This is a genomic window from Actinospineispora eucalypti (assembly GCF_039543365.1).
Taxonomy (GTDB): Bacteria; Actinomycetota; Actinomycetes; order Mycobacteriales; family Pseudonocardiaceae; genus Pseudonocardia; species Pseudonocardia eucalypti.
This window is the reverse complement of the sequence record NZ_BAABJP010000004.1, coordinates 272,803-286,451: the sequence shown is the minus strand read 5'-3', so window position 1 is coordinate 286,451 and position 13,649 is coordinate 272,803. Positions and strand designations below refer to the sequence as shown.

Genomic DNA, 13,649 nt, shown 5'->3' with positions numbered 1-13,649 from the left:
TGAGGCGTCAACGATGAATTCAGCCGATATTGCCGCGCAGCGCCCTCGTGACATCGACGAGGCCCTCCATTGCATGCGCGCCGCCCTGGACCACTTCCACGAGCGCAACGACAATCGGGCGATATTCCTGCGGCTCTACTACATCATGACCTTGGAGGTGCACGCCGCAGTCAACCAGCTCGGCGACTACAAGAAGCAGATCTTTCTGGATCCGCCGTGGATCGCGAGACTCTCCGGGCTGTTCGCCAGCTTGTACTTCCGGTCGCTCAGCACCTTTGAACGCGACCCCAACCCGGATGTGGAGCGCGCCTGGAAGATCGCTCACCGAACCGCCGTACAGGGAAGCCCGACGGTCGTGCAGAACGCGCTCCTGGGCATCAACGCGCACATCAACTACGACCTGCCGTACGCCGTCGCGGCGAACCTCAAGGAGCACGGGGACACCGCGAGCCACCTGGCGCTGCACCGACGGAAGTTCGACCACGACCAGGTCAATAACCTGCTCATCCGGTCGCTCGGTCCTATCCAGGACGTTCTGGCCAGGGATTACGGCCAGGGAATCGCGCTGATCGACCATGCGCTCGGAGGGCTTGACGAGAAGATCAGTGAGGCCGGCCTCGCCCACTACCGGGAGCGTGTCTGGTGGGACGCGATGTCGTTCGCGGCGGCGACCGACGACCAGCAGGAACAAGTCGTGCGGGAGAAGCTCAACTGGGAATCGTACAAAGTGGCCCAGATTTTGACCGGTCGTTCGCTGCTGCAGCGATCGGTCTGGGTTCCTGAGCGAATCCTCGGGCTCCCCGGCCGGGTGTTCGGGCGAGAGCGATTCAGGGAGATCGTGCTCGAGAAAGAAGGTGGTGTCGCCGGCATGACCAAGGTGATGGTCAGTCCGATCGGCTAATACGTAGGTCGGCGTAGGGTGTGAATCGCGGCGTAGATAGGTAGTTCACCTGACGCTTCGACGGCCATTCCGGTCAATGCTGGTCTCGCGTCGAAACCGACCGAAGGCCAGGAGAACCGCCATGATTGCCATCGACCCCGGGCTGTCGCGGACGCCGACCACGACCGAGTTGCTTCGCGGGGCGGAGGGAGGCGACCAGTACGCCTGGGAACAGCTCGTGAACCGCTTCGAACCGGCCGTCGCGGCGACGATCGGAAGCTACCGCCTCCAGGAGGCCGACGCTCGGGATGTGACTCAGCGGACGTGGCTGCGGATGATCGAGCGTCACCGGCAGCTCCGGGAGCCGGAGGCATTGGCCGGGTGGTTGATGACGACCGCGCGGCGGGAGTGCCTCCGGATCCTCAGCGATCAGCGGAGATCGTGTCCGTTCGACACCGACGCGGCGGCCGACCGTCCCGACCCGACCTGCAACGTCGGACAACGAGCGGTGGACGCCGACACCGCTCGACGACTACGGCGGCTCATGGCGTCGCTTCCGGCGCGCTCGGGCATGCTGCTCGGATTCCTGTTCGAGGACGATCCGCCCGCCTACGCCGAGCTCTCCCGCCGGACCGGAATCCCCGTCGGGAGCATCGGGCCGACCCGTGCGCGCGCATTACGGCAACTGCGCCTGCTCATCGAGGCGGAGGTGGAAGCCTCACCGCGGCTTTGACGCCGGGCGTGACCGCTGCAGCACGGCGCTCGCCTGTACGCGGCTGTGCACCCCGATCTTCATGTAGATCCGGCTGATGTGCACCCCGACCGTCTTCTCGCTGATGAACAGCCGGTGGGCGATCTCCCGGTTGGTCAACCCGGTGGCGAGCTCGGTGAGCACCTCGAGCTCACGAGCGGTGAGCGCGTCCAACGGGCCGCGGCCGACGCGTCTCTGGGCGGGTACCCGGCTCTCGGGCTGTACGGGCCCGTCCAGGGAGACCCGGGCGCGGGCCGCGAGGTCGACGATGTCCGCCAGCAGTGGTTCCGCGCCCAGGCGCCGGGCGATTCGTTCGGCGTTCCGGAGGTCGTCGGATGCGGCGGCGGCGCGCGAGTGCCGGCTCAACAACGCCTCCGCGCGCCGCAACCGGGCGTACGCCGCCGGGTAGGGCTGGTGGTGCCGCTCCCACAGCTCCGTGACTCGTTCCCAGGCGCCGGCATCGGGGTTGTCCTCGGCCCGCGCCGTCTCGGCGGCACACATCAACGTGAACGTCTCCACCACCGACCGAATCGCCGGGACAGCGTTGCTCCCGCGTCGTGCCAGCTCGGCCTGATGGTCTTTGAGGCGCCTGATCTGGATCGGCGAGGGCGGAGGCAGGCCCGAGGTTGTCGTGTCGGCCCACGCCCGGGTTCCGTGCCAGACCAGCGGCGCGAGCGACCAGATGTCATCGGCGCCGGCCTCCGCCACGGTGAGCCCCTCCTCGATGTGCCGCAGCGCCTCGGCCGGGCACTTCCGCCACAGTTCGAGCGCGGCGAGCAGGACGATCAGAGGTATCCGGTGCCGAGGTCCGGCCGTCGAGCGGGCGAGGAGGTCTACCGCTTCGAGATCGTCCGCCGCGGCCTCCAGCCGGCCGCGGCCAAGGTCGAGTCGACTGCGCGCCAACCGCACCTCGAGCGCTGCGGCCCCCGAGGGGGCGAGCGCCCACGCCTCGGCAACCGTGCTTTGTGCCTCGTCCCAGCGCCCGAGGCGGAAGAGAGCGTTCGCGGCGTGGGTGAGCAGGGTTACCCCGGCGGTGCGCGCCAGCCCGAGGGAGTGCATGCGGACGACGCCCTGCCGGGCGCACTCGACACCGTCGATCAGCTGGTTCAGCGGGCCGGTCAGGAGCTCCACGCGGCGTAGGTGGGCCTCTCCGATCGCTGCCGGTTCGCCCGTCCGCTCCGCGACGGCCAGCGCCTCGGCGAGCGCCGCCGAGCCCGCCACCGGGTCCTCCAGGTACGCCTGGCTGAAGCCCAGCACCGCCAGGGTCTTCGCCTCGATCGTGCTGGCCCCGGCGCTTCGGGCCGGCGTGAGCGCCGCGAACGCGGCGGTCCGTGCGCCGGCGAAATCCATGGCCTGCAGGAGGGCCACGCTGTAGCCCGAGAGCACCTGCGCACGCTCCGCCTGTGCGCCCTCCCCGGGAAGCAGCGCGACGGCGACGCCGTAGGCCTCCCGGGCATCGTGGGCTCGGCCGGCCGCGGCGAGTGAGCTCGCCTTGCGTGCGGTGAGCAAGGCCGAGGCCAGACCGCCGGACGTCTCCTGGCCGGAGAGCAACTGGTCGAGAATGTCGACGGCCAACTCGTGGTCCCCGGCGAGCTCCGCCGCGCGGGCCGCCCTATCCAGGCACTCCGACCGCTGCACGGCCCTGGGGGCCGCGGCCACCCGAACGACCAGTTCGGCCGCCCGCTGCCAGTGCCGGGTTGCCTCGGCGTGCGCGTGGACCCGCTCCGACGCCCGCGCGGCCGCGACGGTGGCCGCCAGGGCGCGGCTCGGGTCGCCGGCCTCGTACCAGTGGTGCGCCAGCCGCGCGGCCAACCCCGGCTGCGCTGGTTCGCTCTTACCGGACAGGGCGAGCGCATAGCGGCGATGGATCTCGATGCGCTCGCCGGGGAGCAGATCGGCAACGACGACCTCGGTCATCAGGCCGTGCCTCAGCCGGTATCCGTCTCCGTCCTCGTCGACAAGGACAATACCCTGTTTGACCGCTTCCCTTATCGACTCGAGAAGTACTGCCGGCGGTTGGTCGAGCACTTCGGCGAGAAGAGCGTGCGGCAATGGGCCGACGCCGGCGGCCACTGCCTGCGTCACCCTCTGCGCCGACGGTGAAAGCATGGCAATTCGGCTCAGGACGACCTCACGCAATGTCGTCGGCAGTCCCAGCGTGTCTCCACCGAGAATTGCGCGGACCGTTTCCTCCGCAATGAAGGCATTGCCGGCGGAACGCTGCCACACCAGTGGTTCCAAGCCTGGGTGCCCCGGCGCCCACCGGGTAAGCAGCTCGGCCAGCGCCGTCCGAGTGAGAGGCCCGAGCTCCAATCCTGACACTTTTCGTTGCCGGCGAAGCTCGGCGAGCACGGCGTTGAGCCCGGACGCCTGCCCGGGGCTGTCGTCGCGGTAGGTCCCGATGATCAGCACTGTCTCGTGGCTGAGGCTGGCCACGAGATAGACCAGGAGGTCGCGGGTCGACCGGTCGGCCCATTGGAGATCCTCGACGACGAGGACCAGTGGGCGCACCGCGGCCAGTTCGACGATGAGCTGGTGCAGCGAGTCGAGCAGGCGAATCGAGGGGCGCAGGCCGGAGTCGTCCAGCCCGGCGGCCAGCGGGAGTTCGGCGAGCCACCGGTTCATGAGCGACGCGGTCGCGTCATCGGATTCCGATCGCGCGGCGTTGCGGATCGCCGAAACGACCGGCCAGAAGGGCGGCGCATCGACGATGTCGATGGCATGCCCGGTGAGAACCGTGGTACCGCGCTGCCGCGCGATACCGACCAGCTCGCTGACGAGTCGTGTCTTGCCCACCCCGGCGGCGCCGCCGACGAATACCGCCCGTGTTCGTGAGTTGGCGGCGTGCAGGGCGGCGAGTAGCTCAGCAAGTTCCCGGTCACGTCCGCACAGGCCGGGAACGCCTTCCTCGTCACCCACTGGTGTAACGCTACCCACGTCCGGGTGGGCCGACCAGGCGCGGTTAAGTGGGCGGCAATCAAGTGCACTCTTTTGCGGCGGGCGCATAACTGCACATCCAAATTATGAGACGGTCCGATCACCGCGCTCCGAACATCAGGGTGAATGTCGCCGCACGGTTGCCGAATCTATCGACGTAGCGGCCGACACCGGGGCCCGCATCTTTGAAGTTCGGATTGAGAATAGCGGCCCGATGCCCGTTCCTGGCGTAGTTGTTTTCCGGATCGTGATTCATCCACCAGTAGACCGCGGCCTGGGGGGTGCCCCAGGTCCATCCGGCCGGCACGACGTTCGTACCGTCGCTCCGCCCTCCGCCGTTCTGGGTGTTTTCGCCGGTCGCGGTTGGTTCATAGCCCGACCTGCTGAAGCGGTCCTCGGGCCATGCGAATCCCTGCCGGGAGTCCCAGTGGCCACATCCCAACGGAGGGTTGTGAGGCGGGCACCCGCGATCCGGGTCGGTCGCCCAGTTCTCGGAGTGCGCTCGCGCGGCGACGGCGAGTTTGCCCTGGTAACAGAGCGCCGGCAGGCCGGCTTGCAGGCGTTCCTTGTTCACGAGATAGAGCAGCGCGTGCGCCGTGTTGACCACGTCGGCGTCGGTCACGGGAACCTTGTCGGCATAGATGGAGTACGGCTCTTCCGAGAACTGGCAGTACTCGGGCGGCAGTGGAAGAAATCCGTCAACAATTCTGAAGGTCGCATCTTTGCGATCTTGATCGCTTTGCGGGTCGATCCTCTCGACGAAGAGGTGAGAGTCTCGATGCCTCAGAAAGTGACTTTCAAGATTGCGAGACTCGAACGTCGCCCCGGCGGGGTCCGCCATCCCCTTGAACCTGAAGAATGATGCGTCATCGCGCATGACTGGATCATCGGTGCGCTTGTCCAGCCTTATTCGCAGACCCTGGTGTCGCAGGAAATGGTCCGGAAGGTTGAGTGATTGAAACGACACGAGGAAAGGCCCGGCGGTCTCGATTGCCAGCGCCGGGACCATGGCGAAGGTGGCGTCACGGCGATCGAGGTCGCCAACAATGGGCGTCAACTCGCCCATAAAGTTGGCGTGGCGAACATAGCGGTCGGGAAAGTTGTAGGACTGAAGCGCGACGGATGCCCGCCCATTGTGGTCCGGCCCGCCGTGGTCCAGCGGCTTCAACAATGACCCGAAGCCGGCGTTGTGCTCTCCGTGACGGTTATTGAAACCGTCAACCACCGCTACTTCCAGGACCGCGAATCTCACATCCTCGAGGCGACGCGGAGACGGTGCGCCCGGCGAGTTCTCGTAGTTGAAGACAATCACGTCGATGAACACCGGTAGCCGCAGCTCGCGGCCTTCGAGCAACTTCAGCAGGGCCTCGGCAACGGCCGGATACGGTGTGAACTCTCTATTTTCCAGCCATTGCCTCAGGTCCGTCTCGCGGACACTGAAGTCTATTCCTACGGCCTTGAGAGCTTGAATTGTCGCGACCGGGTCGGCATCGTTCGGCATCGTACACCCTTTCGGCGTGAGCCACTCCGACAGCTTGTGTTCGGGCTCTTTCCGACCTACCGCCGGCGATGGAACTACCCAGGTATCAACGCCCTATCAACGTGCCGTCAACGTGCCCTCGCCGGCCCGGGCGGCCGGGCCGGCCGGCGCCGGTGCCGGCGCGTTGCCCGTCCGCCGGGCGAACCTTGGAGGTAATTAAGTATCCTTTGCTGTAAAGTTCTGCGGCCTGAGAGGCGGGTGTGGCGCGAGTGCGGACGGTTCCGTTGCCCGGTTCGGCTGGACCGCCGATCATCGGGCACACCGCGCAGCTGCTCACCAACCCGCCCCGCTTCTACATGGACCGGTACCGCAGGTACGGGCCCGTCTCCCGGTTCACCCTGGTCGGGCACCCCTCCGCGCTGGCCGTGGGCGGGGACGCGGCGAAGGCGGTGCTGGGCGGCCGCGACCGGTTCTTCGCCAGTGGCCGGGCGTGGTCACTGTGGGGCGGACCGTTCTTCGCCCGGGGCCTGTTGATGCTCGACTTCGAGGAGCACCTGGCCCACCGCGCGCTGATGGAGCAGGCGTTCACCCGGGACCGGATCGGCGGCTACCTCGACCAGCTGTACACCGTGCTGGCGGAGGATCTGGCGGACTGGAAGCCCTCGCCGTGGTTCCGCGCGCAGAGTGCGGTGCGCGCGACGATGCTGCGGGCCAGCGTGCGGGTGTTCATGGGTGGCGGCCTCGGGGCCGAGGCGGCGGAGATCGAGCGGGCGTTCCTGCGTTGCGTCGCGGCCGCCGGCGCGACCTTGCGGTTCGAGTACCCGGGCGGCACCTGGTCTCGAGGCATGGCCGGGCGACGCCGGCTGGAGGAGCTGTTCGCCGACCGCACCCCGGTGGTGCGCGCCCGGGGCGGGTCCGACCTGTTCGCGGTGCTCAGCCGGGCCACCGGGCGGGACGGCCAGGGCTTCTCCGACGAGGACGTGGTGAACCACATGGTCTTTCTCATGTTCGCCGCGTTCGACCCGGTGTCGATCAACCTGGTGACCATGATCCGGTACCTGGCGGAACATCCGGCGTGGCAGGAACGGTGCCGGGAGGAGTCCTTCACGCTGCGCACCGACCGGCCCGGGGCCGCCGAGCTGGGCCGGCTGGCCGCTCTGGAGCTGGTCATGAAGGAGTCGCTGCGGTTGTTGCCGCCGGTGTACGCGCTGCCGAACACGGCCGTGGAGGACGCGGACGTGCTGGGGTACGAGATCCCGGCCGGGACGGTGACCGTGGTATCGCCCTTCGTGAACCACCGGTTGCCCGAGTACTGGTCCGACCCGGATGCCTTCGACCCGGAGCGGTTTGCCCCGCACCGGCGGGAGGACCAGTCGCACGAGTACGCCTGGATCCCGTTCGGCGGCGGGGTGCACAAGTGCATCGGCCTGCACTACGGCACGCTGCAGATGAAGGCGGTCATGCACCAGGTTCTGCGGCGCTACCGGTGGCGGCTGGCCGAGGGTCACGCCCCTGAGGTTCTCTGGCGCGGGTTCGCCCGGATGCGCGACGGCCTGCCGATCGAGCTCGCCCGCGTCTGAAAGCGCGCCCGAAGCCGGGACATTTCACCGGGACGGCGGAGTGATGGTCGCCCTGGCGCGGTTCCGTTCCCGGCCGCCGGCTTTGCTACCGGGTGTGACCGGTGTCGGTCGGGTTCGGCCCGCTCGGTTCATCGAGGTCGACACGAGACTGACTTTTTTTGAGATCGAACCAGAATGGTGTCGCACTTGATGAGGACCCGCCGTGGAATTGCCCACGTGGGCTCGGCGGTTGGCAACGCCGCGTGACGAGGGCCGCCACACGTCAGCCGCTCGCCGTGGACCTAGATGACCGATTCCATGAAGCGGACATCTGGTCGCGTGGTTGGTCCGGTGGGGTGATGGGCCGGGTAGTCCGTGTTCACCGACCCGCTGCACGCCGAGTTCATCGCCGGAGACCTTTCCAAGATCATCACTGTCTCTCAGGTAGAACTTGGCGCGGTCCTCGTTCCCGGCGCAAGCCACGGAACGGTCCCCGACGTCTCGACAGGCTCCACACGCATCCCACTCGTCACGTTAACCTCAACTGTCACGACAAGTGGGTTCCGATTAGCCGCCGTTGCGTATGTCCACGCAGAGCTAAAGGCGGCTCGCGGCCAGGGGCCTTGAGCGCAGGCCACGTTCAAGGAGTCGATCATCTAGGGGCCGGGAGCCGAGCCGCGGCAGACCGACCAGAACCTTCGGTTCGGGGTGTCTCGGACAGTTCCGGGCAAACTGTCTAAAAAGTGTAGGCACCAATCATTTACTGCCTAATACATATAGGCTACGGTGTGTGTGATCCGCGCCGCACGTCCTCCCGCCACCGTTGAGGAGTTGTGATGCCCGAGGAGAAGCTGACGTTCTGCCGAATCTGTGAGCCGTTGTGCGGGATGATCGCCACGGTGGAGAACGGCAAGCTGCTGGGCCTGCGCCCGGACAAGCAGGACCCGCACAGCAAGGGCTTCCACTGCACCAAGGGCGTCGCGATGGAGCAGATCGTGAACGACCCGGACCGGCTCACCGTGCCGATGCGCCGGGTCGGCGGGCCGGGGGAGTTCGAGCCGACCACCTGGGAGCAGGCGCTGACCGACATTGCCGGCCGGCTCGGGCGGCTGCGCGCCGAACGCGGTCCGTCCTCGCTGGCCATCCACGAGGGCAACCCGCCGTACTTCAGCTACTCGGCGGTGTTTTGGGCAAAGGGGTTCCAGAAGGCGCTCGGGACGCCGTGGTTCTACGGCATCAACTCCGAGGACGGCGCGTCCCGGGTGGCCGCCTACAAGATCCTTTACGGGCATTGCGCGCACATGGCGATCCCGGACATCCGGCGCACCGAGGCGCTGCTCATGCTGGGCGCGAACCCTTGGGTGTCGAAGGGCAGCTTCCTGCACGACCCCCGGATCCGCGAGCACCTGACCGGGATCACCGAGCGCGGCGGGCGGGTGTTCGTGGTCGACCCGCGCCGCACCCAGACGGCGAAGACGTTCGAGCACGTGGCCATCAACGCGGGCACGGATGCCTGGTTCTTGCTCTCCGTGCTGCACGTGCTGATCGGTGAGGGCCTCTACGACCAAGCGTTCGTGGACCGCTGGACCTCCGGGTTCGACCAGTGGCGCACCCATGTCGCGGCGTTCTCCCCGGAGGCGACCCAACCGCGGACCGGGGTGGCGCCGGAGACGGTGCGCGAGGTGGCGCGGGCGATCGGGCGGGCCAGGGCGGCCGTGGTCTACGGCCGGACCGGCACCTGCACGACGCGGTTCGGCACGTTCACCAACGTCCTGCAGGACTTCGTCAACATCATCACCGGCAACCTCCAGCGGCCGGGAGGCTGGGTGTGGGCCTGGTCGCCGGTCGAGATCGGCCCGATGTCGGAGACGATGAAACTCGCCACCTACGGTTCGGTGCGCACTCGGGTGGACGGGCTGCCCGATTCCTTCGGCTTCCTGCCGTCCAGCGCGTTGGCCACCGAGATCCTCACCCCGGGCGAGGGACAGATCCGAGGCATGGTGATGATCGGGTCGAACTGCGTGGTCACCGGCCCGTCCGGTGAACGGCTGATCAAGGCGCTGGGCACGCTGGACACGTTCGTCGCGATCGACCTGTACATGAACGAGACGAACAAGTACGCCGACTACCTGCTGCCGGCCACGACGATGTACGAGCGCGAGGACATCCCGCTGCAGTTCGCCAACCGCTACGTCCGGCCGAGCATCCGGGTCACCGAGGCGGTGGCGGACGCTCCGGGGCAGTGTCGCCAGGAGTGGGAGATCCTCGACGACATCGCCGCCCGCATGGGTTTGGGCGGTGCCTACTCCTACGGCATCCAGCGACAACTGGCCAAGATCGGGATCAGGCTGAGACCCCGCCAGCTCGCCGACCTGATCCTGCGCACCGGCAAGGGCGGCGACTGGTTCGGCCTGCGCCGCCGTGGCTGGTCGTGGCGAAAGCTCGCCGAGCGGGCGCCGCGGGGCGTGGTGTTCCACGAGTACCTGCCGCTCGCGCCGCTGCGCAAGATGATCAAAACCGAGGGCAAGAAGATCCCGATGACCGATCCGCGCATCCTGGACGAGCTGGAACGGCTGCGGTCCGAGAACGCCGGCCCCTCCGTCGAGGAGTTCCCGCTGCGCATGATCGGTCTGCGGGAGATGAACTCGCACAACTCGTGGATGCACAACTCGCGGCGGCTGATGCCGGACCGGCGCCACCAGGCGTTCCTGATCAACCCGGTCGACGCGGCGCGCGCCGGCCTCGCCGACGGCGACGACGCCCGGATCACCTCGCGCGCGAGCTCCATCCAGCTGGTCGCGGCGGTGAGCGACGAGATGATCCCGGGCACGATCGCGGTCCCGCACGGCTGGGGGCACAACGGCGGCTGGCGGCGCGCGAACGCGGCCGGCGGCGCCACCTCCAACTTCCTCGCCGACGAGGTCGAGGCGTTGTCCGCGTCGACCGTGCTCAACGGCATCCCGGTGCGCGTGACCGCGGTGGTGGCGCGCCACGACCGCCTGGAACGGGAGGCTCCGGCGACCGCGCCCGCCTAGCCCTCGCCCGGGCGAACGCCGTGCCCGCACTCGACCGTCGCCGAGGCCCGGCGCTTCCCGTGTGAGTCGTGGTGCCGACCGGGTGCGGCGGCTGCTATATATGGAGCCTTGGAAGCGACATTCGGTGCCCGGGTTCGTCAGCGACGGCACCAGGCGGGCTGGACGCTCGAGGTTTTCGCCCGGCGCAGCGGGGTGTCCCGCGCGACCCTGTCGAAGATCGAGCGCGGTGAGCGGCGGCCGGGGCTCGCGGTCGCGGTGCAGATCGCCGATGCGCTGGGGACGCCGCTGCCCGAGCTGTTGGGCCGGTCGGATTCGCCCGAGGTGCAGGTGCTGCGCGAGGCCAGTTCGGCGGCCCTGCTGGACGAGGCCAGCGGGGTGATGCGGGAGTCGCTGTTCCCCGCGATCGACGGGGTGGAGCTGGTGCGATACAGCTTGCCCCCGGGCAGCGGCGCCGGCCCGTTCCATCCGCACGCGCCCGGTACCCGCGAGGTGTTCGCGGTGGTGGAGGGCTCGGTGCGGATCCAGGCGGGCACCCATCGCATCGATCTCGGCGTGGGGGAGCTGGCCGCCGCTCCGGGCGATCTCACCCACACGCTGACCAACACCGACGAAGGCACCACGCGGCTCATCCTGGTGATCATCCCCAGGCGCTGACCGGCACCGACCGCCCGACCGGCCTGTTGACACGGCTCGCGGGTTTGGCGTAGAAATTTCTCGTATCTGAGAAACTGGTGCCGCCGATGCGGGGGCGCGGATCCGGCCGGCTGGTTCTGGCCGTGGTCAACCCACGAGATGAAGCACGTTTCCCTGTTGGCGGAGGTCAATGATGTCCGAGCCCGGGTGCGGTGCCGCGAATGGTTCCTCGTTGACGCGTCGGGTCGCGTTGGCGAGTGCGATCGGCACCACGATCGAATGGTATGACTTTCTCATCTACGCGACGGCGGCGTCGCTGGTTTTCGGGAGGCTGTTCTTTCCCTCGGACGCGGGGCTGACCAGCAGCCTCCTGGCGATCAGCACGATCGGTGTGGGTTTTCTGATCCGCCCGCTGGGCGCGGTGATTCTGAGCAACCTCGGTGACCGGGTCGGCCGGCGGGCAATGCTGGTCGGCACGCTCTCGGCGATGGGCGTGGCGACCACACTGATCGGGTTGCTGCCCACCTACGCGCAGATCGGTGTGGCGGCGCCGATCATGCTGGTCGCGCTGCGGTTGGTGCAGGGTTTCGCGGTCGGCGGGGAGTGGGGCGGCGCCGTGTTGATGGCGGTGGAGCACGCCCCGCGGGGCCGGCGCGGCTTCTACGGCAGCGTGGTCCAGGTGGGTTTCCCGGTCGGGCTCGGGCTGGGCACCTTCTCCTTCTTCCTGCTGGCCCTGCTGCCCGACGAGCAGTTCCTGGCCTGGGGTTGGCGGCTGCCGTTCCTGCTCAGCGCGGTACTGGTCAGCGTCGGGTTGTTCATCCGGTTGCGGGTGCCGGAGTCACCGGAGTTCGAACGGGCCAGGAACAGTGGTGAACTGGTCCGGTTCCCGGTCTGGCAGGCGGTCCGCCGGCATCCGAGAAGCGTGCTGATCGGGCTGGGGGTCCGGCTCACCGAGCTGTCCTGGATCTATGTGCTGACCGTTTTCGCACTGGAGTACGCGACGCACACCCTGGGGATCCCGCGCGATCTCGTGTTGGCCGCGATCGCGGCCGGGGCATTGCTGGAACTGGTGACGGTGCCGTTGTTCGGCGCGGTGTCCGACCGCGTCGGCCGGCGGCCGATCTACCTGGCCGGCTCGGTCGCGGCCGCCGCGCTCGCCTTCCCGGTCTTCTGGGCCATCGACTCCGGTGACCCGATCGCGGTGGTGTGCGCGTTCGCGCTGGGCATGGCGGTCGGGCACGGCGTCATGTACGGCGTGCAGGCGAGTTTCCTCGCGGAGCTGTTCGGCGCGAACGTGCGCTACAGCGGGGCCTCGCTGGGGTACCAGCTGGCCGCGCCGATCGGTGGCGGTCTGGTGCCGGTGGTGGCCACCTACCTGGTCGCGGACGCTGGCGGGAAGACCTGGCCGGTGTCGCTGATGATGATCGGCTTCGCGGCGGTGACGATCGCGGCGGTCTGGGTCGCGCGGGAGACCGCGCACGGCACCGAAAGCACATCGACGGCCCCGGAACAGGCCTGGGCCGAGCGTCAAGGGGAACTGGAGGCGTCATGACCATCACCCCATCGCAACTCGGCGGCGAGCCGGAGCTGCTCGACGACCCGGAGCCGGAGTCCGTGCGGGAGCGCACCGTCGAGCAGGAGCGGGAGCACCGCAAGATCCAGCTGGCCACCGCCTTCCGGATCTTCGCGCGGTACGGCTTCGAGGAGGGCGTGGCCGGGCACATCACCGCGCGCGATCCGGAGTGGCCGGACCACCTGTGGGTCAACCCGTACGGGGTGCATTTCGCCCGTGTCAAGGTGAGCGACCTGCTGCTGCTGAACGGCGAGGGCAAGGTCGTCGGCGGGTCGCGGCGAACCAACAAGACCGCGTTCGCCATCCATGCCGCGATCCACGACGCCCGGCCGGACGTGGTCGCGGTGGCCCACGCGCACACTCTCAACGGCCGGGCCTGGGCGTCGCTGAGCCGGCCGCTGGACCCGATCATCCAGGAGTCCTGCGCCTTCTGGAACGACCACGTCGTGTTCGACGACTACCGGGGCCTGGTGCTGGACAAGGCCGAGGGCGAGGCGATCGCCCAGGCCATGGGGGGTACCAGGGCGGCGATCCTGCGCCACCACGGCCTGCTCACCGTGGGGCGGACCGTGGAGGAGGCGGTCTGGTGGTTCATCACCATGGACCGAGCGGCGCACATGCAGCTCATGGCCGAAGCCGCCGGCACGCCCCGGATCATGTCCACCGAAGAGGCCACCCTGGCGCACCGTCAGTTCGGCAACGCCAACCAGGCCCGGCACAGCTTCAACCTACTGGCCGACCTGGTCCGTGAGGAGCAGCCCGACGTGGTCGAGTAGGAGACCCGGCAGCACCTGCACCTCG

General features: G+C 68.4%; 9 protein-coding genes. 7 read left to right on the top strand and 2 right to left on the bottom strand.

The window, feature by feature from the left end; all coding sequences use genetic code 11:
* The first annotated feature begins 13 nt into the window (after positions 1-13).
* Positions 14-901: a DUF5995 family protein gene (locus tag ABEB12_RS06450; RefSeq protein WP_185062839.1), complete on the top strand. Its 888-nt coding sequence runs from the start codon at positions 14-16 to the stop codon at positions 899-901.
* A 121-nt stretch (positions 902-1,022) separates the two neighbouring features.
* Positions 1,023-1,613, top strand: coding sequence for a sigma-70 family RNA polymerase sigma factor (locus ABEB12_RS06445; RefSeq protein ID WP_185062838.1), 591 nt, complete (start codon positions 1,023-1,025; stop codon positions 1,611-1,613).
* Here ABEB12_RS06445 and ABEB12_RS06440 read toward each other — a convergent pair.
* Together ABEB12_RS06440 and ABEB12_RS06435 are read right to left on the bottom strand one after the other, a co-directional pair.
* A complete protein-coding gene (locus tag ABEB12_RS06440) occupies positions 1,599-4,550 on the bottom strand; it encodes an AAA family ATPase (RefSeq protein WP_185062837.1) in 2,952 nt (983 codons plus the stop codon). The two genes, ABEB12_RS06445 and ABEB12_RS06440, sit on opposite strands and share 15 nt — an antisense overlap.
* 118 nt (positions 4,551-4,668) lie before the next feature.
* Complete coding sequence (locus ABEB12_RS06435) at positions 4,669-6,069, bottom strand: AbfB domain-containing protein (RefSeq protein WP_185062836.1); 1,401 nt, start codon at positions 6,067-6,069, stop codon at positions 4,669-4,671.
* A gap of 248 nt (positions 6,070-6,317) precedes the next feature.
* On the opposite strand from ABEB12_RS06435, the gene ABEB12_RS06430 reads away from it, so the two are divergent.
* From ABEB12_RS06430 to ABEB12_RS06410, 5 genes are all read left to right on the top strand, one after another.
* Positions 6,318-7,628 (top strand): cytochrome P450, encoded by a 1,311-nt coding sequence (locus ABEB12_RS06430; RefSeq protein ID WP_185062835.1) that lies wholly within the window; start codon positions 6,318-6,320, stop codon positions 7,626-7,628.
* An 815-nt stretch (positions 7,629-8,443) separates the two neighbouring features.
* Positions 8,444-10,642 (top strand): molybdopterin-dependent oxidoreductase, encoded by a 2,199-nt coding sequence (locus tag ABEB12_RS06425; protein ID WP_185062834.1) that lies wholly within the window; start codon positions 8,444-8,446, stop codon positions 10,640-10,642.
* 108 nt (positions 10,643-10,750) lie between these two features.
* Positions 10,751-11,296 carry a helix-turn-helix domain-containing protein gene (locus ABEB12_RS06420; protein ID WP_185062833.1) on the top strand — a complete coding sequence of 182 codons (546 nt, stop codon included), beginning with the start codon at positions 10,751-10,753 and terminating at the stop codon, positions 11,294-11,296.
* A 211-nt stretch (positions 11,297-11,507) separates the two neighbouring features.
* Positions 11,508-12,827, top strand: coding sequence for an MFS transporter (locus ABEB12_RS06415; RefSeq protein WP_345702611.1), 1,320 nt, complete (start codon positions 11,508-11,510; stop codon positions 12,825-12,827).
* Positions 12,824-13,624: a class II aldolase/adducin family protein gene (locus tag ABEB12_RS06410; protein WP_185062831.1), complete on the top strand. Its 801-nt coding sequence runs from the start codon at positions 12,824-12,826 to the stop codon at positions 13,622-13,624. Before ABEB12_RS06415 ends, ABEB12_RS06410 begins: the two co-directional genes overlap by 4 nt.
* Positions 13,625-13,649: the final 25 nt, after the last annotated feature.